Source organism: Mesorhizobium sp. CCNWLY176 (genome assembly GCF_037153935.1).
In the GTDB taxonomy this organism is placed as follows: Bacteria; Pseudomonadota; Alphaproteobacteria; order Rhizobiales; family Rhizobiaceae; genus Mesorhizobium_M; species Mesorhizobium_M zhangyense.
Window position 1 is genome coordinate 217,568 of the sequence record NZ_JBBBDZ010000005.1, and the last position, 20,332, is coordinate 237,899.

Sequence of the window (20,332 nt, forward strand, 5' to 3'; positions counted from 1 at the left end):
CGGATTCTACTGGTCCTGTTCCTGCAGCGTCACAAGGCCGATCTTGGTGTAGCCGGCCGCCTGGATGCGCGCCATCACCCGCATCACCGTGCCGTAGTCGGCGGTCTTGTCGCCGCGCACATAGATGCGTTCCTCATAGCCGGCCTGCGCGATCGCGCCGAGCTTGGGCACCAGTTCCTCGATCGGGATCTCGGTTTCCTGGATGTGGATCTGGCCGGCCTGGTTGATCGAGATGGTGATCGGCTGGGTTTCGGAATTCAGCGCCTTGGCCTGCGTTTCCGGCAGGTCGATCGGAACGCCGACCGTCATCAGTGGGGCCGCCACCATGAAGATGATGAGCAGCACCAGCATCACGTCGACGAAGGGCGTGACGTTGATTTCGGACATCAGGCCGTGATGGCGGCCGCGCCGCCTGTGGCCGCGCCCTCCGCGTCCGCCTCCCGCCGCTCCTACAGACATTCCCATGATTGCTCTACCTCAGGCCTTGGCCGCGACTTTTTCATCGATTTGGCGCGAGAGTATGGCGGAGAACTCATCCGCGAACCCTTCCATGCGCACCGCGATCTTGCTCGCGTCCGATGACAGCTTGTTGTAGGCGATGACCGCCGGGATAGCGGCGAGCAGGCCGATAGCGGTCGCCAGCAGCGCTTCGGCGATACCGGGCGCGACGACGGCGAGGTTGGTCGACTTCGATCCGGCGATGGCCTGGAACGAGGTCATGATGCCGACCACGGTGCCGAACAGGCCGATGAAGGGGGCTGCCGAACCGATGGTGGCGAGGAAGCCGAGCCGGCCTTCCATGCGCTCCATCTCGCGGGTCAGCGCCAGGTCCATCGCCTTGTCGATGCGGGTCTGAAGGCCGAGTGGGGCCTTTGCGCCCTTCTCGAAACTCTTCTTCCACTCGCGCATGGCAGCGACGAAAATCGCGCCCATGCCGGTGGTCTTGCGGTCCGACAGCGTGCGGTAAAGCTCTTCCAGCGACTGTCCCGACCAGAATATCTGCTCGAAGCGGTTCAGCGCCGCGCGCATCCGGTTATAGGCGATGAGCTTGTCGACGACGATCGCCCAGGTCCAGACGGAAGCGCCGAGCAGGCCGAGCATGACCAGCTTGACGACCCAGCCGGCCTGCCAGAAAAGCGCCCAGATGGACAGTTGTGCGCTCGGTTCGGCGAGTGCGAGATTTTCCATGATAAGACAGTCCTTAATATTTCCGGGCGCCGCTCGCGGCTCGCCCTTGCGCATCATCCCATGTGGTCCGTTCGCGCGAAGCTTCCGGAAGTGCCCCAAAATGCGCCGTTACCCGGCCTTTTCGGGGCGAAATTTGGTCAAAGGAAGGCGTTAAAAAAAGACGCATTCCTAACGATCTTCTTCATGAACTGTTATGGTTAAGGATGAGTTAGTGTTTGCGGCGCGCGAATGCGATGCGTTTTATTTTTCGCAACGTGTTCTTCAGACGGCGTGGCTCAGCAATACAGTGATCCCGATCGCGCCCAGCGCCAGCACCGCCAGCTTCCAGAAATCGCGCCGCTGCCTCAGGCCCGGCAAGCCGAGCGGCTTGATGAGCTGGATTGCCATGATGGCTATGATGACGAGCGACAGCGCCTTGGACATGCGCGTGTTTGAGCAGCAATGGGGGTGGCTGTCAAAGCGGGGATTGCAATAGTAGAGGTGGTGCGCTGGCGGATGCCGTAGTTCCCCCTCTCCGTCGCGCTTCGCGCGCCACCTCTCCCCCATTTCATGGGGGCGAGGAACCTAGGTTCTGCGAGGCCGCAACGCTTCAGGACTTGGGTTCCTCGCCCCGCTTGCGGGGAGAGGTGGCTCGGCGAAGCCGAGACGGAGAGGGGACCTTAAGTGGAGCATTCCACGGGTCAAAAATCTCACATCTATCCCTTAGTCAGATGGACGCCGGCCCTGATCTTCATCTAAGACGCCCACAGTCTGTCGCCGCTTGGGAGGTGTTGCGATGCGTTCGCGTTATCATGAAGTCTACGAAAGCTGGGAAAAGGACCCGGAGGCGTTCTGGGCCGAGGCGGCGCGCGACATCGACTGGGTAAAACCGTGGGACAAGGTCTTCGACGCCGACGCCGGCGTCTATGGCCGCTGGTTTTCAGGCGCCGAATGCAACACCTGCTTCAACGCGGTCGACCGTCACGTCGCCGGGGGACGCGCCGACCAGATCGCGCTGATTTACGACAGCCCGATCACCGGCACCCAGAAGAAATTCACCTATGCCGAGCTTCTGGCGGAAGTGACAGCGCTCGCCGCCGTGCTCCAGGATCAAGGCGTGGAGAAAGGCGACCGCGTCATCATCTATATGCCGATGGTGCCGGAAGCTGCCTTCGCCATGCTTGCCTGCGCCCGCATAGGGGCTGTCCATTCGGTGGTGTTCGGCGGCTTTGCCGCGCGCGAACTTGCAACCCGGCTGGACGATGCGACGCCGAAGCTGATCATATCCGCTTCCTGCGGCATCGAGCCGGGGCGCGTCGTTGCCTACAAGCCGCTGCTCGACGGCGCCATCGAGCTGGCGCGGCACAAGCCGTCCGCCTGCATCGTCCTCCAGCGCGAGCAGCTGACCTGCGACCTGATCCCCGGCCGCGATGTCGATTACGCCGAGACGGTCAAAGCTGCGAAAGCCGCCGGCCGCGAGGTCCCCTGCGTGCCGGTCGCTGCCACCGATCCGCTCTATGTGCTCTACACCTCCGGCACCACCGGCCAGCCCAAGGGCGTCGTGCGCGACAATGGCGGGCACATGGTGGCGCTGAAATGGTCTATGGAAAACGAATACGGCGTCAAGCCCGGCGAAGTGTTCTGGGCCGCTTCCGATGTCGGCTGGGTGGTCGGCCATTCCTACATCGTCTATGCGCCGCTGCTGCACGGCTGCACCACCATCCTGTTCGAGGGCAAGCCGGTCGGCACGCCCGATGCCGGCACCTTCTGGCGGGTGATTTCCGAGCACGGCGTCGTTGCCCTGTTCACCGCGCCGACCGCCTTCCGCGCCATCAAGGGGCAGGACCCCAAGGGCGAGTTCGTGCCGAAATACGATTTGTCGAAGTTCCGCACGCTGTTCCTGGCCGGCGAGCGCGCCGATCCGGAGACGATCAAATGGGCCGAGCGTAATCTCAAGGTTCCCGTCATCGACCATTGGTGGCAGACCGAGACCGGTGGGCCGATCAGCCAGAATCCGGTCGGGCTCGGGCAGCTGCCGGTCAAATACGGGTCTCCCGGCGTGCCGATGCCAGGCTATGACGTGCAGATACTGGACGATGCCGGCCACCCGGTGGAGCGTGGCACGCTCGGCAATGTCGTGGTCAAGCTGCCGCTGCCGCCCGGCTGCCTGCCGACGCTGTGGAACGCCGACGAGCGCTTTCGCGAGGCCTATCTCATCGAATTCCCTGGCTATTACAAAACCGCCGATGCCGGCTATATCGACGATGAGAACTACCTCTTCATCATGGCGCGCACCGACGACATCATCAACGTCGCCGGCCACCGGCTTTCCACCGGCGGCATGGAGGAGGTGCTGGCCGAGCATCCCGATGTTGCCGAATGCGCCGTCATCGGCATTGCCGACGCCATGAAGGGGCAGGTGCCCTGCGGCTTCGTCGTGCTCAACGCCGGCGTTTCCCGCGACACCGCCGAGATCGAAAAGGAAGTGGTGGCGCTGGTGCGCGATCGCATCGGGCCGGTCGCTGCCTTCCGCATCGTGGTGGCGATCAAGCGCCTGCCCAAGACGCGGTCGGGAAAAATCCTGCGCGCCACCATGCAGAAGATCGCCGACCGCGAAGAATGGAAGATGCCGGCCACGATCGACGATCCCGCCATCCTTGATGAGATCAAGGCGGTGCTGAACGCGCGCGGGATCGGCGTCTGAGAGACTGCCCGCGGACTCTGCCCTGCCGGTCATCTGACGCCGAGCGGTTGACCGGGTCTGTCCTTGCGATAAGTGTCCGTCACAAGCGCCGCTGGACGGCTGACTGACAGGAGAATTCCATGGCCCTTACCGGCAAGACAGCGATCGTAACGGGTGCGGCGGGTGGCATCGGGCTGGCGATTGCCCAGCGCTTCCTGCATGACGGCGCCCGGGTGATGATCGCCGATGTCGATCACGAGAAGGGCGAAAAGGCCGAACGCGATCTCGCCAAGCTCGGCAAGGTCCAGTTCGTCAAGGCCGATGTCGGCAAGCGCCTCGACATCCACAATCTGGTCGCCGCCACCATCGATGCCTTCGGCGACATCGACATCCTCGTCAACAATGCCGGCATCGTCCACGGCGCCGATTTCCTCGACCTCAAGGAAGAAGATTTCGACCGCGTCCTGCAGGTCAATCTGAAAGGCTCATTCCTTGCCGGCCAGGCGGTGGCGAAATATATGGTCGAGAAGGTCGGCAATGGCGGTTCGCCTGGTTCGATCGTCAACATGTCGTCGATCAACGCCGTGCTGGCCATCGCCAACCAGCTGCCCTATTCCGTCTCCAAGGGCGGCGTGAACCAACTCACCAGGGTCATGGCGCTGTCGCTGGCACCCTACGGCATCCGCGTCAACGCCATCGGGCCGGGTTCGATCATGACCGACATGCTGTCCAGCGTGAACAACGACGCGGAGGCGAAGAACCGCATCCTGTCGCGTACGCCGATGGGCCGCGTCGGCGAGCCTTCGGAAATCGCCGCGATCGCGGCGTTCCTTGCCGGTGATGACGCCAGCTACATCACCGGCCAGACCATCTACGCCGATGGCGGCCGCCTGCCGCTGAATTATACGGTGCCGGTGAAGGGGGCTTAGGCTTAAGCAAGGCCCCTCTCCGTCTCGGCTTCGCCGAGCCACCTCTCCCCGCAAGCGGGGCGAGGAACCGGTACCCGCAGAGGCCGAGACATTTCAGGACTTGGGTTCCTCGCCCCATGAAATGGGGAGAGGTGGCTCGCGTAGCGAGACGGAGAGGGGGCTGCATTTGATCGCCTGAAACGACCGCAACAAACCTTTCCACCAACGCTGCCACCCTCCTGACAGACTGCTGTCAGTACGGGTGTGGGATAGTGTCTCCATCAACGAAGGAGAACTGTCATGTTTACCACCGATATTTTCAACACCATCAGGCACTACGCTGGCAAGTTCCAGACCCTGCACGAGGATATCCGCACCGAGCGCCTCATCAATTCCCTTCCGCACAGCATCCAGAAGGATATAGGCTGGCCGGACAACTACGCCGCCCGCCGTGCATTCCGCGCACGTCGCGGTTGAGCGGAAAAGGTGATGCTCATGTCCGCAGGGAAAACGATAGGGTTCCTGTTCATCGAGGGTCTTGCCGACTGGGAGTACGGCCTGCTTTCCGGTTCGGCGGTCGAGTGGTTCAGCGCGCGCGCCGTGTCGCTGACCCCGACCGGCGAGCCGGTGACATCGATGAGCGGTTTCCGTCTTACGCCCGACCGGGGCGCCGATCCCGCGGAAAATGCCGATCTTGACGCCATTGCCGTCATCGGGTCCGACGGCTGGGCCTCGAAAAAGGCGCCGGATGTCTCGGCACTGCTGCACACCGTCGAGGAACGCGGCGGCGTGGTCGGCGGCATCTGCGCCGGCACGCTGGCACTGGCCCGCGCCGGCCTGTTCGAGGGCACAAAGCACACCAGCAACGGCCGCGACTGGATCCTTCAGCACGAGCCGGACTATGCAGGCAGAGAAAACTACCAGGACGTGCCGCACGCAGTGGTTGATGGCCGCGTCGTCTCTGCCGCCGGTTCCGCTTCCGGCACATTCGCGCTGGAGTTCCTGCGCACGCTCTATCCCGAGCGCGCGGACACGGTCAGCGAAATGCGCTCGCTGTTTGCGCGCGAATATTCCTGACTATCCCGACGAGGCTCCTGACATTATGCTGTCAGGAGGATCATGCCATGTTGCCATTTCGGGATCGTGGAGGATGCTCGACATGAAAAGCTGGACCGACAGGCTCAACGCGCCGGCGAAAGTCGAGATCAAGCCCGCGCCGGTGAACATTGCCGGCATGCGCAAGGGCGAGGTCATGCTGGTGCCGACGCCGAAGCTGGTCGACGATTTCATTCGCGCCATTCCCGCCGGCCACCATGTCGACGTGGTGACGATGCGCAAGACGCTGGCTGTGGCCCACAAGGCGGAAGTTACCTGCCCGATCTACACAGGCTATCATCTGCGCACGGTGGCCGAGGCGGCACATGAGGCGCTGGAGCGCGGCGCGGACCTCAATGACATCACGCCGTTCTGGCGGGTGCTCGATGCAAAGACACCGACGACGAAGCGGCTGACCTTCGGCGCGGGCTTCGTTGCCGAGCAGCGGCAGCGCGAAGGATTGACGGGATAACACCATGCGGCGCGCCGACAGGCTTTTTCAGATCGTTCAGCATTTCCGCGGCGGCCGGCTGGTCACCGCGCAGAAACTTGGCCAGTGGCTCGAAGTGTCGGAGCGCACGATCTATCGCGACATCGCCGACCTTCAGTCGACGGGCGTGCCGATCGATGGCGAGGCCGGCGTCGGCTACATAATGAGGGAAGGGTTCGACCTTCCGCCGCTCATGTTCACAAGAGATGAAATCGTAGCACTCGTCGCCGGCGCGCGCATGGTCAGGGCCTTCGGCGGCGCGACCATGGCGCGGGCCGCAGACGAGGCGCTGGTCAAGATCGGCGCGGTGCTGCCAGACGCCGAGAAGGACCGCATCGCCCGCACGGAAATCCACACGCCGATGTGGGTGGTCAGCGACGCCGACCGCAAGGCGATCGACATTCTGGAGCGCTCCGTCGAAAAGCGCGACGTGCTGACGCTCGACTATCGCGACGAAGCCGGCCGCACCACCGCACGCGACGTGCGCCCGCTCGGCCTGTGGTTCTGGGGCAAGGTCTGGACGCTGGTCGCCTGGTGCGAGATGCGCGACGATTTCCGCGCCTTCCGCATAGACCGCATCAGCGCAATCACCCCCTCCGGCCGCCCCTTCCGCCACGAACGCGGCAAGCAACTGGCGGACTTTTATCGGCGGGTGGAAAGGAATGAGTATGACGGGAGTGGGGCGAGATCGGCGGGGGCTTAATCTGAGTGCGACTCAACTCCGTGAAGGAGTGGGTGATCGAGGTGTTCTGGCGCTCTGTCCGATCCAAGCAAAGCTGACGGCAACGCGATCTGCTATTCATCGCTCCTCAGACAGCCTCTATGTCAAACGCCGCTCGATTAGCCTGTTTGACCAATCTTCGATGACGTGCGACGGGATCACTTCTCCGTCAAATAAAGCAAAGAGACCGCGAGTTGCGGTTTGTACTGCTGGGGCGATGGCGTTGACAGGCGTGTCCGAAGGGAGCTCGACATAGGTTGAAACCTCGTTGTCGTGCGCGCGACGTTCGCCGATCATCAAGACCGATGGAGTTGCCCAAGTCTTCAGTATCCTATTGGCAAGTCCCGTCCACTTGAAGGCAAAGCCCAGCCGACGTGGCGCTCCTTCGCCAATAAGTGTTTTGGTGATGGCGATGCCCACCGCTATCGCTTCGGCGACGCGGACGATCATTAGAATAGGGTCTAAGGCGGTCGCCGGGGCAACCTTTGGCGTTTGGTCATCTTGCAACGCTCGCCGAAGGTAGAACCTCCCGCGGGGGTCGAGCCGCATGAAGTCCAAGTGGGCCGACCAGTCTTCGACGGTTGACGCTATGATCGCCTCCCAAGCCCCATCATGAACCACGGGACGGTCCTTCGCTTCTCGGAAGGATCGTGAGTCAAGCCAGATTGGCCATCCAGTGTAATTAGGATTGCTGCCCAATACCTTTGCAAGGAAGTCCTTATCGGGCACGCGCGCCTCCCATTCAGGATCAACAACGAGCGCAATTTCCCAGGTGAGGGACTCGGCCATCTTCCTAACGACGTCGTGGTCGGCGAGTCCCGCCCTCCTGAGTGCTTCCCGAAACCGCGCGTCACTCATCGTCAAACAGCCTCTTCGCTCTTTCCTCCAAAGTCGAACCGACACTGACAGCTGGTGCGCTCGCCGTGATTCCCCAAAGCACCGATGCTAGTGCGGCGGGATCCTGACCTGCCAGTTGCCGGCGAAGAAATCGGCCGACGTCAGCTTCGCGATTATCGAAGCAGATTCCGATGATTTCGCGCCAGTCCTCGGGCCTCGCTACGCTGGTGCTCGGCGTGCCGTTGGCGGCTAACGTTCTAAAGTAGACATCGCCAAGATTGATAAGTCGATTGTTGGGGCCATCCAAAACGCGCTTAGCGGCTACGGGAGTTTGGACACCCGCCGGCACTACGATAATTGGATATTCAAAACCCTCACGCGTCGAAAAGCCAACGCCAACCTCGAAGAATTCCTGAGTATATCGCGAAACCAACCCTTGGATAACATCTATGTGGAAGCCTGCGCGCGGATCGGCAAGCTGGTTGGCGACATCCGGAGCCCCGTTGTCATCGAACCCGACCACGAGGAATCCTCCGTTGCGATTCCGCAAGGCCAAGGCGGCTTTGATGATCTTTGCTTGCCCCGGTACGGTGTTGGGATCGATCCACCTCTTCACCTCGACACTGAGGGACTCTGTCGGATTAGCCGCGAGAGCATCGATCTGCTGTTGGTCGATTTCCATGGAGTAGCCCTTACTCCTCATTCTGGGGCTAGTTTGAATAGCCCATGCCTCTTAGCTCATGTGACCTATTTAAGATAGGCGATGCCTTTTGACTTTGGTTTAACGCTTCCAGCCTACGCGGGGATTCGGGGGGGCCCGGCAGGGGGCGTCGCTGACCTCGTGGCTAGCAACATGGTCACTGCGCGAAGATATCTCCACCCCCTCACCGATACCCCGTCGCATCCGCCGGCTTGCCCGCATCCTGCACCTCCGGCACATAGCGCCAGGCATCCGGCCTTGAGCCGTCGAGGTCTGTAAAACCGTAGACCTGCGCCAGGCCACCGCTGGACAGTGACTGGCCGTTCCAGCGGGCGCGGTCGGGGTCGGCGGCGAGCGCTGCCACGGCGCGGCCGACGAAGCGCGGGGTTTCGGAGATGATGAAGTGGGGGATGTTGGCGGTGGCGTCGCGCCAGTTTTCCTCCTTCACGCCAAAGGCTTCCAGCATCATTTCGGAGCGCAGCCAGCCGGGCGTGATCGCAACGGACGTCGCGCCGTGCGGCGCAAGATCCTTGGCGTGCGCCCAGGCCATGCGCAGCACGGAGGCCTTGCAGAGGTTGTAGAAGGGCGACAGCCGGTAGTGCTCGGCGTTATACTCGGCGGTGCCGTCCGTCACCTCGACCAGCAGGCCGCCCGGTCGCTCAATCAGCAGGGGCAGGGCGTGGTGCGCGGTGATGAGATGGGTGTCGACGGCCAGCCGCAGCATGCGCAGGCCGTTTTCCAGATCGTGGTCCCACACCGGCTTGTTCCATTCGAACAGCTTTTCGCCGCCCCAGACATCGTTGACCAGCACGTCGAGCCGGCCCTGCTCGGTGCGGATGCGCGCGACCAGATCGCGGACCTCATCGGAAACCAGATGGTCGACGCGCACCGCGATGCCCTTGCCGCCGGCGGCGGTGACCAGTTCGGCGGTCTCCTCGATGGTCTCGGGCCGGGCATATTCCGACTGCCGTTCGCGCGTCGTGCGCCCGGTGACATAGACGGTCGCGCCCGCCGCGCCCAGTTCCACCGCGATGCCCCGGCCGGCACCGCGCGTAGCACCCGCGACAAGAGCGACTTTTCCGGCAAGCGTCATCGAACTCTCCTGTGATCAACCACCATCAGCGCTGGCCTTCGCGGCCGGAATTATTTATAAGTGAATATTCGTTTATAAATGGAAGTCAAGATGCCCCGCCGCAAGATGCTGTCAGACGAGCAGGTGCTGGAAGCCGCGCTTAAAATCATTCACGAGAGGGGACCAGAGGCGCTGACCTTCGATAGCCTCGGCCGCGCCTGCGGCCTTTCGCCGGCGACACTGGTGCAGCGTTTTGGCACCAAGGCGGCGCTGAAGCAGAAGGCACTGCTGCATGCCTGGGACGGGCTGGACGACAAGACCGCGCGGCTTGCCGCCACCACGCCGAAGACGCCCGACGGGGCCATCGCGCTGCTGGTCGGGCTGTCGCAGGACTATGGCGGCATCGAAACCTATGCCGAGGGCCTGCTGGTGCTGCGCGAGGACCTTCGCGATCCCGCACTGCGGGCGCGCGGTGCAGCGTGGAAGGCGGCCCTTTCCGGCGCACTTGAGGATTGCTTTGACGGCGTTCCCGATGCACCCGCCGGCATCGGCCTGCTGATGGCCTCGCAATGGCAGGGCTCGCTGCTGTGGTGGGGTTTCGACCCACAGGGCAGCGTCGCTGATTTCGTCGAGGACGGCCTGAGGCACTTCGTCGGCGCCATCGCCACCGCCCGTCGGTGACGATGGCGGTTGCCCTCAATCGAGCGATGTCACGCCGAGCCGGGCGAGATGGTCCGGGTCGGCGATGGCATCGATGGCTGTGATCCTGCCGTCTGCGATGGTCAGGCGCAGCGCAACGCGCAGCTGTCCGCCGACGACGACCTGAACCCCGACGCCGCCGTCGACCAGCGCCGTCTGCGCGCCCTGGGCGCGTCCATTGAAGGTGGCGGCCACGGCCTGCGCACCGCGAATCTCGGCCTGCGAGCCCATGCGCGCAGCGGTCGGGTCGGCGCGGAAGATGACATCGGGGGCAAGCATGGTCAGCAGTGCCTGGAAATCGCCGCCGCGCGAAGCGGCAAGAAAAGCATCGACGATTTCGCGCTGCCGGCTGCGATCGGTTTCAGCCTTGGCATCCGCGCCCTGCACCCGCCTTCGGGCGCGGCTTGCCAGTTGCCGCGACGCTTCCGGCGTGCGCCCGACGATGGGCGCGATCTCGTCGAAGGGCAGGTCGAACATGTCGTGCAGCACGAAGGCGACGCGCTCGGCCGGCGCCAGCGTCTGCAGCACCACCAGAAGTGCGATGCCGATCGAATCGGCCATGATCGCCTCGCGTTCGGGATCGGCCGAAGTGTCCGGTATGGCTATCGGCGCGGAGCCATCCACCTCCAGCGGTTCCTCGCGCCGCGATTTGCGCGAGCGCAGCATGTCAAGGCAGATGCGCGCCACCACCGTCGTCAGCCAGCCGCCGAGATTTTCCACCGCGCCGGCATCGGAGCGATTGAGCCGCAGCCAGGCTTCCTGCACTGCGTCGTCGGCCTCGTTCTGCGAGCCGAGCATGCGGTAGGCAACTGCCCGCAGATGGGCGCGATTTGCCTCGAAGCGATCAGCCAGAAATTTTTCTTCGGTCATCTGTCACGTTTCCTCCTTGCGGTCCGTCATAGCCATGACGAACGAAACCCGGCCAATGTGACGAGACGGTCCGGGCCCGTCAGATCGAAGCTTGAAAGACACTAGAGGAGACCGACAATGCAATCCCGTATGAAGAACCCGGTAGCGATCATCCCCAACGCCATGCAGGCCATTCTGGCGCTCAAGGCAGCGACGGAAAAGGGCGACGTGCCGGCCAAGACGCTGGAACTCGCCCATCTGCGCGCCAGCCAGATCAATGGCTGCGGCCTCTGCGTCGACATGGGCGCGAAATCGGCCAAGAAGGCCGGCGAGACGGACGAGCGGCTGTTTGCCGTCGCAGCCTGGCGCGACGCGCCCTATTTCACCGATGCCGAGCGCGCAGCACTCGCGCTCACCGAAGCCGTCACGCGGCTCAGTGACCGCGCCGATCCGGTGCCGGACGAGGTCTGGGAAGAGGCCGCCCGCCACTATGACGAGCGGGCGCTGTCGGCGCTGATCCTGTCGATCGCCACCACCAACGTCTTTAACCGCCTCAACGTGACGACGCGGCAGATCGCCGGGTCGTGGGGCTGACTGGTTGGCCTAGGCGTAGCCCACCCAGCCCCTGAAGCTGAGCCCCGCATAGAACAGGCTGACGTTCGAGAACCCGGCCTTGCGCAACATCGCCTCGTCTTCCTCGGGCGACAGAATGGACAGCCTGTTGCCGATCGCCCGCCGGGCGTTCTCTGCGTTGGCGGGGTCGGTTCCGGCGAATGCGATGTGGCGGTCTATCCACATTGATCGCTCGGGCTCGGTCTGCGGAAAGCTGATGTGCGCGACGACGAACGGTGCACCGGGCATCAGGCGGCGGTGGATCTGCCGGAGCGTCTCGATGCGCTGGTCGCGGGGAACGAAATGGAGCGTCAGCAGGCAGGCGGCGCCGTCGAACGGTCCTCCCGGCGCGGCATCGATGTAGCCCTCGTGAAGGCGCATGCGCTCGGCGTGCGGTCCCGCGATCTGCTCGGCCACGCGGAGCATCTCGGCCGACGGGTCGACGCCGTCGAACGTCCAGCCGGGATGAGCGTCGGCGAGAGCCTTCAGCTCGAGGCCGCCGCCCGCCCCGAGGACCAGAACCCGGCCGTCCGAGGGGACGCGCTCCGAAAGGAGCATCGAAGTCATGCGATGCAGGCCGGCGAAGCCGGGCACCTGACGCGGCGGCCCCTCCGCATAGGAACGCGCATGGGCGGCGTTGAAAGCGGCTGCTTCTCTTTCGGGCACGGAGGGGAGATCGTCGTTTCTAGTCATGTAACTTTTATTGTTACGTTTAGTATCTCGATGTCAAGCTCAGAGCCGAATCCCGAGCCGCTTAAGGCCCTGAAACCACACGCTCCAACACCGCAAATTTGATCGGTTCGTGATTGCCCAGGCCCTGTCATCATCACAGTTGTAGCACCATCGGGGCGCAATCTTTGCCTACATCAGGAGGTAAGGACTATGCGTATGGCCTTGCTACTTTCACTGGGCCTGTTGGCACCGCTGGCGGGCTGCGTAACGGAAGATGTCTACGGACCCGGCTACGCCGCCTACGCGCCACTGGGCTACTATGACGGCTACGACGGCTTTGCATTCGACGGCGGAGTCCGCTGCGGCTGGCGCTGCCACCACATGCCACCACCGCCGCATCATCATGGCCCGGGTTTCCCCGGCCATGCGTTCCCGGCCGTTTCGACAGGCGGTTTCCAGGGCATGCATGTCGGCGGCCGCATGCCGATCATGCTGGAGGCGCGTCGCTAGAACGTCGCGCCGAGAAAGTGCGAACAGATAGCCTGAACGGTTCGAGGCTCAAAGGCATCCCTTGACACATCCATATCTCGGCGGTTATTGATTTCAATCAATAGCCAGAGAGTTATGGATGGCGATGACGCAGCCCCACGATGTCCTTTTCAGAACGCTCGCCGATCCGACGCGGCGGGCCATCTTTGAGCGGCTGTGCCGCGACGGAGCCCAGACGGTGGTCGCCCTGACGGCCCAGGCCGGAGTCTCGCAACCTGCCGTATCAAAGCATCTCGGGGTTCTGAAGCGGGCCGGGCTGGTGCACGACCGCCACGAAGGCCGCCAGACGCATTACAGCGCGCAGCTCGGCGCCCTGGCCCCGTTGATCGACTGGACAAACCAGATGGGCGGGTTTTGGCAAAGCCGGTTCGACGACCTCGAAGACCTGCTTAAAAGGATGGATCAATGAACGATACAGCGACCGAAACACTCTCCGTCATTGTCGAACGGGAGGTTCCTTTTGCGCCGGAAAAGATTTGGCGCGCGCTAACCCAGCCGCACCTCATCGAGGAGTGGCTTATGAAGAACGATTTCAAGCCGGTCGTGGATCACCGCTTCAATCTCAGCGCAGACTGGGGCGCCGTCGACTGCCGGGTGCAGGCAGTCGAGCCGAACAGGAAGCTGTCCTACACCTGGGAGACCAAGGATCTCGAAAGCGTCGTCACATGGTCGCTCATTCCGACGAGCACGGGGACGCGCCTGCGCATGGAGCAGACAGGCTTCCGGCCGGATCAGCAGCCTTACTACCGGGGCGCCACGGTTGGCTGGCAAAGGTTCTTTGCAGCCCTGGAGCAGGTCCTGGCACGGCCCGATTGAAGCGCGCTGCCAAGCTTTACCCATGTGAAAGGAGGATCTCATGAAGTGGAATTTTTGGATTCGGCAGTTCCACCGCTGGACGTCGATCATCTTTACGGTGATCGTCGCCGCCATCTTCATCGCATTGGGCGCCGGGAAGGAGCCCGTCCAGTGGGTGTATTTCCTGCCGCTGTTCCCGCTTGCGTTGCTCCTGCTCACCGGGCTGTATTTGTTTGCGCTGCCCTATGCCGCCAGGTGGCGTAACGGGCAAAGCACCGCCAGCGAGGCGTGAATACAATGGCCGATGAAAAGTCCGGCACATCACTGAGCGCGCCCGGCAAGCCGCGAAAACCAGCACCTAAGCCGGAGCCCGGCAAGGTCGTGCTCCTCTCGGGCGGCAACCCGCAGATCGCCAAGGGATACGGAGACGCCCCGGTGCAGGCCTATATAGCGGCCATGCCGGGCTGGAAAAGCGACCTTGGGCGGCGTCTCGACGCGCTCATCGAACGCATCGTCCCCGGCGTCAGCAAGGCCGTCAAATGGAACTCGCCTTTCTACGGCGTCGAGAGCGGAAACTGGTTTCTCAGCTTTCACTGCATGACCAGGTACATCAAGGTTGCCTTCTTCAAGGGCGCGTCCCTGCACCCTCTTCCGCCCGGCACCTCCAAGCAGAAGGATGTGCGCTATCTCGACATCCACGAGGACGATCAGTTCGACGAGGCCCGGTTCGCCGACTGGGTGAAGCAGGCCAGCCAGTTGCCCGGCGAACGAATGTGAGCGGCAGAGGCGGGCACGCGGCTTCTAAGGTTTCGGGGCAAGACGCTCCAGCAGGAACCTCGTGACGCGCTCGCGGGCGGTTTGCGCCTGATGGCCCGGTCGAATGAAGAAATCGTGCCGGGCGCCGTCGTAGATGTCGAGGATGGCGGTGCCGCCGAGGGCGGCGGCTGTTCTTTGCAGGCTACGTCCGGTCGACAGCGGAAACACCTGATCGGCGCTCCCCCATATCAACAGGAGCGGCGGGATCGACCGCACCTGGCCTGCATGGCTTTCGGGAAAACCGCCATCGACCAGCACAAGGGCGCTTACGCCGGAAGCATTTGCGGCACTCGCTGCGGCAACATTCGCGCCAAGCGATATGCCGAGCAGTCCTACTCTATCGCCGTATAGCGGCTCTCTTTTCAACGTCGCCACGACCGCCCGAACCGATGCGGTCCAATGAGGAAGGCGTTTGTCATAATATCGTTTGCGCGCCGATGCGCTTCCGGCCCGCTCGATCGCGTCGATGTCCTCCGGCGTGAGATAGTGCAAGAGAAAGACATCCATCCCAGCCGCCTGGAACTTGTGCGCGATCTCGCCATAGGCAGGCGCCGCCAATCCCCGGCTTCCGCTGAGCATGATTATGGCAGGCCGCGTCGATCCGCCGGCTGCGCCATATTTTTCGACAAGGACATTGCCTGCCGGCGTCGGGATTTTCGTTTTCTGAGGCGGCGTTTCGGCTGCAAAGGCGGTGACGCATGCCAGCATCAGCCATGCGAGGAGAAGTGGCCCTCGCAAAAAACGGAACAGTGCTGCGCTCATGCGGTCGGTATCCGGTCCTGTCATGAAAAAGGCCCCGCTTGCGGGGCCTTTGAATCCATCGATTGCGGGCTGATATGCCTTGCAATCAGGGACGGTCGTCTTCGTCCTCGTCGGGGGTCTTGGACTTCAGCGCCGAGAGCTTGGCGAAGACGGCGTTGGCGTCGAGTTCCTTGTCCTCGTCGGCAACCGCTTCGATCTTCGGCTCCAGCCTTTCGGTCATGGAAGCCGGCAGCAGCGTGTCGCCGGACGGGGCGGCAGCCGGGCGGCCGCTGGAGGCGCGCTGCACTTCGATGTCGAGGTCGATCTGCGAGCACAGGCCCAGCGTCACCGGGTCCATCGGCTGCAGGCTGGCGGAGTTCCAGTGCTTGCGCTCGCGGATCTGCTCGATGGTCGCCTTGGTCGTGCCGACGAGGCGCGAAACCTGTGCGTCCTTCAGCTCGGGGTGGTTGCGCACCAGCCACAGAATGGCGTTGGGGCGATCCTGGCGCTTGGACAGCGGCGTGTAGCGCGGGCCCTTGCGCTTGCTCTCGGGCACCCGCACCTTCGGCTCGGAAAGCTTCAGGCGATGGTTGCCGTCCTTCTCGCCGCGCGCGATTTCCTCGCGGGTGAGCTGGCCGGTCATGATCGGGTCCATGCCCTTGATGCCCTGCGCGGACTCGCCGTCGGCGATCGCCTTCACTTCCAGCGGGTGCAGGCCGCAGAACTGGGCGATCTGCTCGAAGGAAAGCGCTGTATTGTCGACCAGCCAGACTGCGGTCGCCTTGGGCATCAGAAGCGTGTTGGCCATCAGATAATATCCTCTCGTTCGCCCGCGTCCCTTGTGCGCGGGCGGTGGTTCAGACCACCGGAATTGGGAAATTCGAGGCGTATATAACCTTGTTCGCGGCTGGGAGCAAGAAAACTTCGCAGCAGGCTTCGATGACCTGTCGTTGTCATCGAACTGTCACCCGTCCGTCATCGCGCTGAAATATCGATCGCCCAAAGCAGCATGGAAACCATCAACCAGGAGAGGTCCATGATGCCCCGTCACTCCCGCCTTTTGATACTCACGGCGGCACTTGCCGCTTCGGTCTCGTTGCCGGCCCATGCCGACAGTTTCTTCAACAGGGTTGCCTCCTTCCCGGTCGCCTCGAACCTGCCCGCCGACATCGAGCAGAAGACGCCGACCTCGTCCGAAATCATCAAGGCGAGCGAAGACGGCAAGACGCTGGTCTATTCCGACAGCCCGCTCGGCGCGGTCGGTTTCATCGACATTTCCGACGCCAGGGCACCCAAGGCCGGCGGCATCGTCAAGATCGAGGGTGAGCCGACTTCCGTCGTCTTCGCCGGCACGAAAGTCCTGGCCGGCGTCAACACGTCGGAGAGCAAGGCCAAGCCATCGGGCAACCTCACCGTCATCGACGCCGCCACCAGGAAGATCGAAGCCACCTGCGATCTCGGCGGCCAGCCCGATTCCGTCGCCGTCAGCAAGGACGGCAAGTTCGCGGCCATCGCCATCGAAAACGAACGCGACGAAGAGCTGAACGACGGCGAGCTGCCGCAGCTCCCGGCCGGCTTCCTGAAGATCGTCTCGCTGAAGGATGGCACGCCCGACTGCGCCACCATCAAGACCGTCGACATGACCGGCCTGTCGGAAATCGCACCGGAAGACCCGGAGCCGGAATTCGTCGACTTCAACGACGCCAATGAAATCGCCGTCACGCTGCAGGAAAACAACCACATCGCCATCGTCGATGCCGAAACCGGCAAGGTCACGGCGCATTTCTCCGCCGGCACGGTCGATCTCGAAGGCGTCGACACCAAGAACGACGGCGCGCTGAACTTCACCGGCAGTATGAAGGGCGTGGCTCGCGAGCCCGACGCGATCAAGTGGCTCGACAACGACCGCTTCGTCATCGCCAATGAAGGCGACTACAAGGGCGGTTCGCGCTCCTTCACCATCTTCGACAAGACCGGCAAGGTGCTCTACGAATCCGGCCCGTCGCTCGAAATGAAGATCGCCGCTGCCGGCCATTACCCGGAAAAGCGCAACAAGAAGGGCGTCGAGCTGGAAGGCGCTGAAGTCGCCAGGTTCGGCGACACGCAGTACATCTTCATCGCCAGTGAGCGCGCTTCGATGATCGCCGTCTACAAGGACACCGGCACCGAGCCGGAATTCGTCCAGCTCCTGCCCTCGGGCATCGGTCCGGAAGGTCTGGTCGCGATCCCCTCGCGCAACCTGCTCGTCACCGCCAACGAGACCGATCTGGTCGAGGACGGCGGCGTGCGCTCGCATGTCATGGTCTATGAGATGGGCGAAGGCGCAGCCGCCTATCCGATGATCGTTTCCAGCACCGCCGAAGACGGCAAGCCGATCGGCTGGGGCGCGCTCTCCGGCCTCGCCGCCGATCCCAAGGAGGCCGGCAAGCTCTATGCCGTGTCAGACTCGGTCTACCGCTCGCAGCCGTCGATCTTCACCATCGATGCCACCAAGACGCCGGCCGTGATCACCAGCAAGCTGGTCGTCACTCGCGACGGCGCGCCGGCCCAGAAGCTCGACATCGAAGGTATCGCGTCGGACGGCGATGACGGTTTCTGGCTGGCCTCGGAAGGCGATGCCGCCAAGCTGACGGCAAACGCGATCTACAAGGTCAACGCCAAGGGCGAGATCAAGCAGGAGATCCCGCTGCCGGCCGAACTCCTCGGCAAGGACGGCCGCTTCGGCTATGAAGGCATCACCACCATCGGCGAGGGCGACGACCTGACACTGGTCATGGCCGTGCAGCGTGAATGGGCCGACGATCCGAAAGACCAGGTCAAGCTGCTCGCCTACAAGCCAAAGGCCAAGGAATGGTCGGGCGTGCGCTACCCGCTCGAAAAGACCGAAAAGGGCTGGGTAGGCCTGTCGGAAATCACCGCCCATGACGGCAAGCTCTACATCATCGAGCGCGACAACCTGATCGGCGCGGAAGCCAGGCTGAAGAGCGTCCAGTCCATTTCGCTCGACGCCTTCAAGCCGGCCAAGCTCGACGGCGAGCTGCCGCTGGTCGAAAAGACGCTGGTGCGCGACCTCGTGCCCGACCTGAAGGCCGCCACCAACGGCTATGTCGTCGACAAGGTCGAAGGTTTTGCCATCGACGCCAATGGCGACGCCTATGTCGTCACCGACAATGACGGCGTCGACGACTCCTCGGGCGAAACCCTGTTCCTGCGCCTGGGCAATATCGCGGCGATCAACTGATTGCGGAAACTTAGCCGGCAACGAAACGGCCGCGGCGAAAGCTGCGGCCGTTTTTGTTGGATACGGCAGGCCACGCGCTCATGCTACGTTGGCCATTAGGCGTTGCCCTGATGCATCGAAGAGATTGCGGCCAATGGCGCGGGCCGTGTCCAGATGAGAACTCATATCCTGCGTTTCCGATGGCAGCAGGAGTTCGGACGTTACCACCCTAGCGCCGCAATAGTCGAAGATGCCATGATCGATCTGCGTCTTCATCGCGCCGAAATAGCCATGTCGCGCATAGGTTCGCAGGTTGGCGCCTCCGATGGCGACCAGATGAACTTTCAGATGGCGAAGCTTCTTTGCCGGCTTGGTGTCCGGGCCTTCGTCGTAGGCCCAGCCGTTTGTGAACACGCGGTCGATCCATCCCTTGAGAAGCCCCGGCATCGACCACCAGTAGACCGGATAGACCAGGACAAGTGCGTCTGCGCGATCGATCCTCGCCTGCTCGGCGGCAATGTCCGCAGAGATCGGCGTCTGCCTGAGGTGAACCGCGATATCGGTCGCGCTGAACCTCGGATCGAAAGCTTCCGCCGAAAGGTCGGCAATTTCGAAGGAATTGCCGGGGCCGGACAGGGACAAGCCCTCGGCGACATGCGCGACGACGCTATGGGTGAGCGATTTGGGATCGGGATGCGCGACGACGATGAGCGCGTGCATGTTGAAAGCTCCGGCTGAATGATTGCAGTTGATGAATGAGGCTTATATACTTTTAGTAAGTTACTCTTGGTATATAGCGATGTCAAGCACCAAAACGAATGAACAGGGTTCCAACTCGCCGCCGCGTCGTCGCCTGTCGCGGGAGGATCGGCATCGCCAGCTTCTGGATGTTGCATGGCGGGTGGTTCGGGAAGAGGGAACGGACGCCTTGACGCTTGGGTGGCTCGCCGAGCGGGCGAATGTCACGAAGCCGGTCGTGTACGATCATTTCGGTACGCGCAACGGGCTGCTGGCGGTGCTCTATCGGGAATACGATGCACGCCAAACAGCGCTCATGGACGCCGCACTTCAGGCAAGCGAGCCGAATTTGGCGAGCAGGGCCGGGGTTATCGCATCGTCCTATGTCGACTGCGTGCTTCTCCAGGGGCGCGAGATACCTGGAGTGACCGCGGCGCTGGCGGGTTCGCCAGAACTCGAAAAGATCAAACGCGACTATCAGGCGGCATTCATCGAGAAATGCCGCGTCGCGCTCAGTCCGTTCGCGGGCGGTCGTGCCGTTGCGTCGGCTGGTCTCTGGGCGATGCTCGGGGCGGCCGAGGCGCTGTCCAATGCTGCCGCTACCGGAGAAATCACCGCCGCGCAGGCGCAGGACGAGCTTTTCGAGACGATTGTCGCAATGGTCGGCAGAAGTGCGCGGTGACAATTTTCATGTCGCCAAGCCGGCCCAAGCCAAGAACGACAAAACCCGCCGGACAGGGTCCGGCGGGCTCGGAACCGGCGGGATGAACAATCCCTACTAGGCCGGCTCTGCTTTCGATCGCGTTAGATCGAGGTGCGGGCGATGCTTGCGATGTTGCCGCGATTGATGCCCAGGTCGCCAAGCTGGCGATCGGTAAGACGGTTCAGTTCGCGGACGGTTTCGCTGTAGCGGCGCCAGTTACGGAAAGTGCGGATCGGGTTCATGGTAGCCTCCATTGTTTCGGTAA

Annotated in this window: 27 protein-coding genes; 15 read left to right on the forward strand and 12 right to left on the reverse strand. The window is 62.9% G+C overall.

Going from position 1 to position 20,332, the window contains the following annotated elements; translation table 11 throughout:
- Positions 1 to 6: 6 nt before the first annotated feature.
- The 3 genes from tolR to WBQ96_RS10735 all read right to left on the reverse strand — a co-directional run bounded on the left by tolR (position 7) and on the right by WBQ96_RS10735 (position 1,611).
- Positions 7 to 465, reverse strand: a complete 459-nt coding sequence (gene tolR, locus WBQ96_RS10725; RefSeq protein WP_165118372.1) for a protein TolR — start codon at positions 463 to 465, stop codon at positions 7 to 9.
- A 12-nt stretch (positions 466 to 477) separates the two neighbouring features.
- On the reverse strand, positions 478 to 1,188 hold the full coding sequence (gene tolQ / locus WBQ96_RS10730; RefSeq protein ID WP_336549894.1) for a protein TolQ: 711 nt from the start codon (positions 1,186 to 1,188) through the stop codon (positions 478 to 480).
- 261 nt (positions 1,189 to 1,449) lie between these two features.
- Entirely contained in the window at positions 1,450 to 1,611 is a 162-nt protein-coding gene (locus WBQ96_RS10735) for a hypothetical protein (RefSeq protein WP_091909320.1), read from the reverse strand.
- Positions 1,612 to 1,963: 352 nt separating this feature from the next.
- Between WBQ96_RS10735 and WBQ96_RS10740 the strand changes: the two genes are divergently transcribed.
- The 6 genes from WBQ96_RS10740 (at position 1,964) to WBQ96_RS10765 (ending at position 7,046) form a co-directional block, all read left to right on the forward strand.
- Positions 1,964 to 3,871 carry a propionyl-CoA synthetase gene (locus WBQ96_RS10740; RefSeq protein WP_336549891.1) on the forward strand — a complete coding sequence of 636 codons (1,908 nt, stop codon included), beginning with the start codon at positions 1,964 to 1,966 and terminating at the stop codon, positions 3,869 to 3,871.
- Between the two features lie 119 nt (positions 3,872 to 3,990).
- Positions 3,991 to 4,779, forward strand: a complete 789-nt coding sequence (locus tag WBQ96_RS10745) for an SDR family NAD(P)-dependent oxidoreductase (protein WP_336549889.1) — start codon at positions 3,991 to 3,993, stop codon at positions 4,777 to 4,779.
- Between the two features lie 279 nt (positions 4,780 to 5,058).
- A complete protein-coding gene (locus WBQ96_RS10750; RefSeq protein ID WP_336549887.1) occupies positions 5,059 to 5,235 on the forward strand; it encodes a hypothetical protein in 177 nt (58 codons plus the stop codon).
- Between the two features lie 18 nt (positions 5,236 to 5,253).
- Positions 5,254 to 5,835 carry a DJ-1/PfpI family protein gene (locus tag WBQ96_RS10755; protein WP_336549885.1) on the forward strand — a complete coding sequence of 194 codons (582 nt, stop codon included), beginning with the start codon at positions 5,254 to 5,256 and terminating at the stop codon, positions 5,833 to 5,835.
- A gap of 82 nt (positions 5,836 to 5,917) precedes the next feature.
- Positions 5,918 to 6,325: a hypothetical protein gene (locus WBQ96_RS10760; protein ID WP_336549883.1), complete on the forward strand. Its 408-nt coding sequence runs from the start codon at positions 5,918 to 5,920 to the stop codon at positions 6,323 to 6,325.
- Positions 6,326 to 6,329: 4 nt separating this feature from the next.
- Positions 6,330 to 7,046: a helix-turn-helix transcriptional regulator gene (locus WBQ96_RS10765; RefSeq protein WP_165118386.1), complete on the forward strand. Its 717-nt coding sequence runs from the start codon at positions 6,330 to 6,332 to the stop codon at positions 7,044 to 7,046.
- A gap of 117 nt (positions 7,047 to 7,163) precedes the next feature.
- Here WBQ96_RS10765 and WBQ96_RS10770 read toward each other — a convergent pair whose 3' ends face one another.
- From WBQ96_RS10770 to WBQ96_RS10780, 3 genes are all read right to left on the reverse strand, one after another.
- Entirely contained in the window at positions 7,164 to 7,922 is a 759-nt protein-coding gene (locus WBQ96_RS10770) for a hypothetical protein (protein WP_336549880.1), read from the reverse strand.
- Positions 7,915 to 8,583: an AlbA family DNA-binding domain-containing protein gene (locus tag WBQ96_RS10775; protein WP_336549878.1), complete on the reverse strand. Its 669-nt coding sequence runs from the start codon at positions 8,581 to 8,583 to the stop codon at positions 7,915 to 7,917. The genes WBQ96_RS10770 and WBQ96_RS10775 overlap by 8 nt, the downstream gene beginning before the upstream one ends.
- Before the next feature lie 202 nt (positions 8,584 to 8,785).
- Positions 8,786 to 9,694, reverse strand: a complete 909-nt coding sequence (locus WBQ96_RS10780) for an SDR family oxidoreductase (protein WP_336549876.1) — start codon at positions 9,692 to 9,694, stop codon at positions 8,786 to 8,788.
- Positions 9,695 to 9,784: 90 nt separating this feature from the next.
- On the opposite strand from WBQ96_RS10780, the gene WBQ96_RS10785 reads away from it, so the two are divergent.
- Complete coding sequence (locus WBQ96_RS10785) at positions 9,785 to 10,354, forward strand: helix-turn-helix domain-containing protein (RefSeq protein WP_336549874.1); 570 nt, start codon at positions 9,785 to 9,787, stop codon at positions 10,352 to 10,354.
- A 15-nt stretch (positions 10,355 to 10,369) separates the two neighbouring features.
- Here the strand turns inward: WBQ96_RS10785 and WBQ96_RS10790 are convergent, their stop codons facing one another.
- Positions 10,370 to 11,242: a sigma-70 family RNA polymerase sigma factor gene (locus tag WBQ96_RS10790; protein WP_336549872.1), complete on the reverse strand. Its 873-nt coding sequence runs from the start codon at positions 11,240 to 11,242 to the stop codon at positions 10,370 to 10,372.
- A 117-nt stretch (positions 11,243 to 11,359) separates the two neighbouring features.
- Here WBQ96_RS10790 and WBQ96_RS10795 point away from each other — a divergent pair, with 117 nt between their 5' ends.
- Entirely contained in the window at positions 11,360 to 11,815 is a 456-nt protein-coding gene (locus WBQ96_RS10795) for a carboxymuconolactone decarboxylase family protein (RefSeq protein WP_336549870.1), read from the forward strand.
- Between the two features lie 9 nt (positions 11,816 to 11,824).
- Here the strand turns inward: WBQ96_RS10795 and WBQ96_RS10800 are convergent, their stop codons facing one another.
- Positions 11,825 to 12,526: a class I SAM-dependent methyltransferase gene (locus tag WBQ96_RS10800; protein WP_336549869.1), complete on the reverse strand. Its 702-nt coding sequence runs from the start codon at positions 12,524 to 12,526 to the stop codon at positions 11,825 to 11,827.
- 195 nt (positions 12,527 to 12,721) lie between these two features.
- Between WBQ96_RS10800 and WBQ96_RS10805 the strand changes: the two genes are divergently transcribed.
- The 5 genes from WBQ96_RS10805 to WBQ96_RS10825 all read left to right on the forward strand — a co-directional run bounded on the left by WBQ96_RS10805 (position 12,722) and on the right by WBQ96_RS10825 (position 14,626).
- Positions 12,722 to 13,015, forward strand: coding sequence for a hypothetical protein (locus tag WBQ96_RS10805; RefSeq protein ID WP_337035889.1), 294 nt, complete (start codon positions 12,722 to 12,724; stop codon positions 13,013 to 13,015).
- A gap of 124 nt (positions 13,016 to 13,139) precedes the next feature.
- Complete coding sequence (locus WBQ96_RS10810) at positions 13,140 to 13,463, forward strand: ArsR/SmtB family transcription factor (RefSeq protein ID WP_091916311.1); 324 nt, start codon at positions 13,140 to 13,142, stop codon at positions 13,461 to 13,463.
- Positions 13,460 to 13,870 carry an SRPBCC family protein gene (locus tag WBQ96_RS10815; RefSeq protein ID WP_336549865.1) on the forward strand — a complete coding sequence of 137 codons (411 nt, stop codon included), beginning with the start codon at positions 13,460 to 13,462 and terminating at the stop codon, positions 13,868 to 13,870. Before WBQ96_RS10810 ends, WBQ96_RS10815 begins: the two co-directional genes overlap by 4 nt.
- A 40-nt stretch (positions 13,871 to 13,910) precedes the next feature.
- Positions 13,911 to 14,141, forward strand: coding sequence for a hypothetical protein (locus WBQ96_RS10820; RefSeq protein WP_336549862.1), 231 nt, complete (start codon positions 13,911 to 13,913; stop codon positions 14,139 to 14,141).
- A 5-nt stretch (positions 14,142 to 14,146) separates the two neighbouring features.
- Positions 14,147 to 14,626 (forward strand): DUF1801 domain-containing protein, encoded by a 480-nt coding sequence (locus WBQ96_RS10825; protein WP_336549860.1) that lies wholly within the window; start codon positions 14,147 to 14,149, stop codon positions 14,624 to 14,626.
- 24 nt (positions 14,627 to 14,650) lie between these two features.
- Here the strand turns inward: WBQ96_RS10825 and WBQ96_RS10830 are convergent, their stop codons facing one another.
- Together WBQ96_RS10830 and WBQ96_RS10835 are read right to left on the reverse strand one after the other, a co-directional pair.
- Positions 14,651 to 15,451, reverse strand: a complete 801-nt coding sequence (locus WBQ96_RS10830) for a dienelactone hydrolase family protein (protein ID WP_336549858.1) — start codon at positions 15,449 to 15,451, stop codon at positions 14,651 to 14,653.
- A 61-nt stretch (positions 15,452 to 15,512) separates the two neighbouring features.
- Positions 15,513 to 16,214: a DUF1013 domain-containing protein gene (locus WBQ96_RS10835; RefSeq protein WP_336549855.1), complete on the reverse strand. Its 702-nt coding sequence runs from the start codon at positions 16,212 to 16,214 to the stop codon at positions 15,513 to 15,515.
- A 231-nt stretch (positions 16,215 to 16,445) separates the two neighbouring features.
- Here WBQ96_RS10835 and WBQ96_RS10840 point away from each other — a divergent pair, with 231 nt between their 5' ends.
- A complete protein-coding gene (locus WBQ96_RS10840) occupies positions 16,446 to 18,647 on the forward strand; it encodes an esterase-like activity of phytase family protein (RefSeq protein WP_336550289.1) in 2,202 nt (733 codons plus the stop codon).
- Between the two features lie 78 nt (positions 18,648 to 18,725).
- On the opposite strand, the gene WBQ96_RS10845 is transcribed toward WBQ96_RS10840, so the two are convergent.
- Positions 18,726 to 19,346, reverse strand: coding sequence for an NAD(P)H-dependent oxidoreductase (locus WBQ96_RS10845; RefSeq protein WP_165118412.1), 621 nt, complete (start codon positions 19,344 to 19,346; stop codon positions 18,726 to 18,728).
- Positions 19,347 to 19,425: 79 nt separating this feature from the next.
- On the opposite strand from WBQ96_RS10845, the gene WBQ96_RS10850 reads away from it, so the two are divergent.
- Entirely contained in the window at positions 19,426 to 20,046 is a 621-nt protein-coding gene (locus WBQ96_RS10850; protein ID WP_336549853.1) for a TetR/AcrR family transcriptional regulator, read from the forward strand.
- Between the two features lie 122 nt (positions 20,047 to 20,168).
- Here WBQ96_RS10850 and WBQ96_RS10855 read toward each other — a convergent pair whose 3' ends face one another.
- Positions 20,169 to 20,309, reverse strand: coding sequence for a DUF1127 domain-containing protein (locus tag WBQ96_RS10855; RefSeq protein WP_091909351.1), 141 nt, complete (start codon positions 20,307 to 20,309; stop codon positions 20,169 to 20,171).
- Between the last annotated feature and the right edge of the window lie 23 nt (positions 20,310 to 20,332).

Coding starts and splice junctions, on each gene's coding strand:
- tolR (WP_165118372.1), bottom strand. CDS start 465: ATGGGAATGTCTGTAGGAGCGGCGGGAGGCGGACGCGGAGGGCGCGGC.
- tolQ (WP_336549894.1), bottom strand. CDS start 1,188: ATGGAAAATCTCGCACTCGCCGAACCGAGCGCACAACTGTCCATCTGG.
- WBQ96_RS10735 (WP_091909320.1), bottom strand. CDS start 1,611: ATGTCCAAGGCGCTGTCGCTCGTCATCATAGCCATCATGGCAATCCAG.
- WBQ96_RS10740 (WP_336549891.1), top strand. CDS start 1,964: ATGCGTTCGCGTTATCATGAAGTCTACGAAAGCTGGGAAAAGGACCCG.
- WBQ96_RS10745 (WP_336549889.1), top strand. CDS start 3,991: ATGGCCCTTACCGGCAAGACAGCGATCGTAACGGGTGCGGCGGGTGGC.
- WBQ96_RS10750 (WP_336549887.1), top strand. CDS start 5,059: ATGTTTACCACCGATATTTTCAACACCATCAGGCACTACGCTGGCAAG.
- WBQ96_RS10755 (WP_336549885.1), top strand. CDS start 5,254: ATGTCCGCAGGGAAAACGATAGGGTTCCTGTTCATCGAGGGTCTTGCC.
- WBQ96_RS10760 (WP_336549883.1), top strand. CDS start 5,918: ATGAAAAGCTGGACCGACAGGCTCAACGCGCCGGCGAAAGTCGAGATC.
- WBQ96_RS10765 (WP_165118386.1), top strand. CDS start 6,330: ATGCGGCGCGCCGACAGGCTTTTTCAGATCGTTCAGCATTTCCGCGGC.
- WBQ96_RS10770 (WP_336549880.1), bottom strand. CDS start 7,922: ATGAGTGACGCGCGGTTTCGGGAAGCACTCAGGAGGGCGGGACTCGCC.
- WBQ96_RS10775 (WP_336549878.1), bottom strand. CDS start 8,583: ATGGAAATCGACCAACAGCAGATCGATGCTCTCGCGGCTAATCCGACA.
- WBQ96_RS10780 (WP_336549876.1), bottom strand. CDS start 9,694: ATGACGCTTGCCGGAAAAGTCGCTCTTGTCGCGGGTGCTACGCGCGGT.
- WBQ96_RS10785 (WP_336549874.1), top strand. CDS start 9,785: ATGCCCCGCCGCAAGATGCTGTCAGACGAGCAGGTGCTGGAAGCCGCG.
- WBQ96_RS10790 (WP_336549872.1), bottom strand. CDS start 11,242: ATGACCGAAGAAAAATTTCTGGCTGATCGCTTCGAGGCAAATCGCGCC.
- WBQ96_RS10795 (WP_336549870.1), top strand. CDS start 11,360: ATGCAATCCCGTATGAAGAACCCGGTAGCGATCATCCCCAACGCCATG.
- WBQ96_RS10800 (WP_336549869.1), bottom strand. CDS start 12,526: ATGACTAGAAACGACGATCTCCCCTCCGTGCCCGAAAGAGAAGCAGCC.
- WBQ96_RS10805 (WP_337035889.1), top strand. CDS start 12,722: ATGGCCTTGCTACTTTCACTGGGCCTGTTGGCACCGCTGGCGGGCTGC.
- WBQ96_RS10810 (WP_091916311.1), top strand. CDS start 13,140: ATGACGCAGCCCCACGATGTCCTTTTCAGAACGCTCGCCGATCCGACG.
- WBQ96_RS10815 (WP_336549865.1), top strand. CDS start 13,460: ATGAACGATACAGCGACCGAAACACTCTCCGTCATTGTCGAACGGGAG.
- WBQ96_RS10820 (WP_336549862.1), top strand. CDS start 13,911: ATGAAGTGGAATTTTTGGATTCGGCAGTTCCACCGCTGGACGTCGATC.
- WBQ96_RS10825 (WP_336549860.1), top strand. CDS start 14,147: ATGGCCGATGAAAAGTCCGGCACATCACTGAGCGCGCCCGGCAAGCCG.
- WBQ96_RS10830 (WP_336549858.1), bottom strand. CDS start 15,451: ATGACAGGACCGGATACCGACCGCATGAGCGCAGCACTGTTCCGTTTT.
- WBQ96_RS10835 (WP_336549855.1), bottom strand. CDS start 16,214: ATGGCCAACACGCTTCTGATGCCCAAGGCGACCGCAGTCTGGCTGGTC.
- WBQ96_RS10840 (WP_336550289.1), top strand. CDS start 16,446: ATGCCCCGTCACTCCCGCCTTTTGATACTCACGGCGGCACTTGCCGCT.
- WBQ96_RS10845 (WP_165118412.1), bottom strand. CDS start 19,346: ATGCACGCGCTCATCGTCGTCGCGCATCCCGATCCCAAATCGCTCACC.
- WBQ96_RS10850 (WP_336549853.1), top strand. CDS start 19,426: ATGTCAAGCACCAAAACGAATGAACAGGGTTCCAACTCGCCGCCGCGT.
- WBQ96_RS10855 (WP_091909351.1), bottom strand. CDS start 20,309: ATGAACCCGATCCGCACTTTCCGTAACTGGCGCCGCTACAGCGAAACC.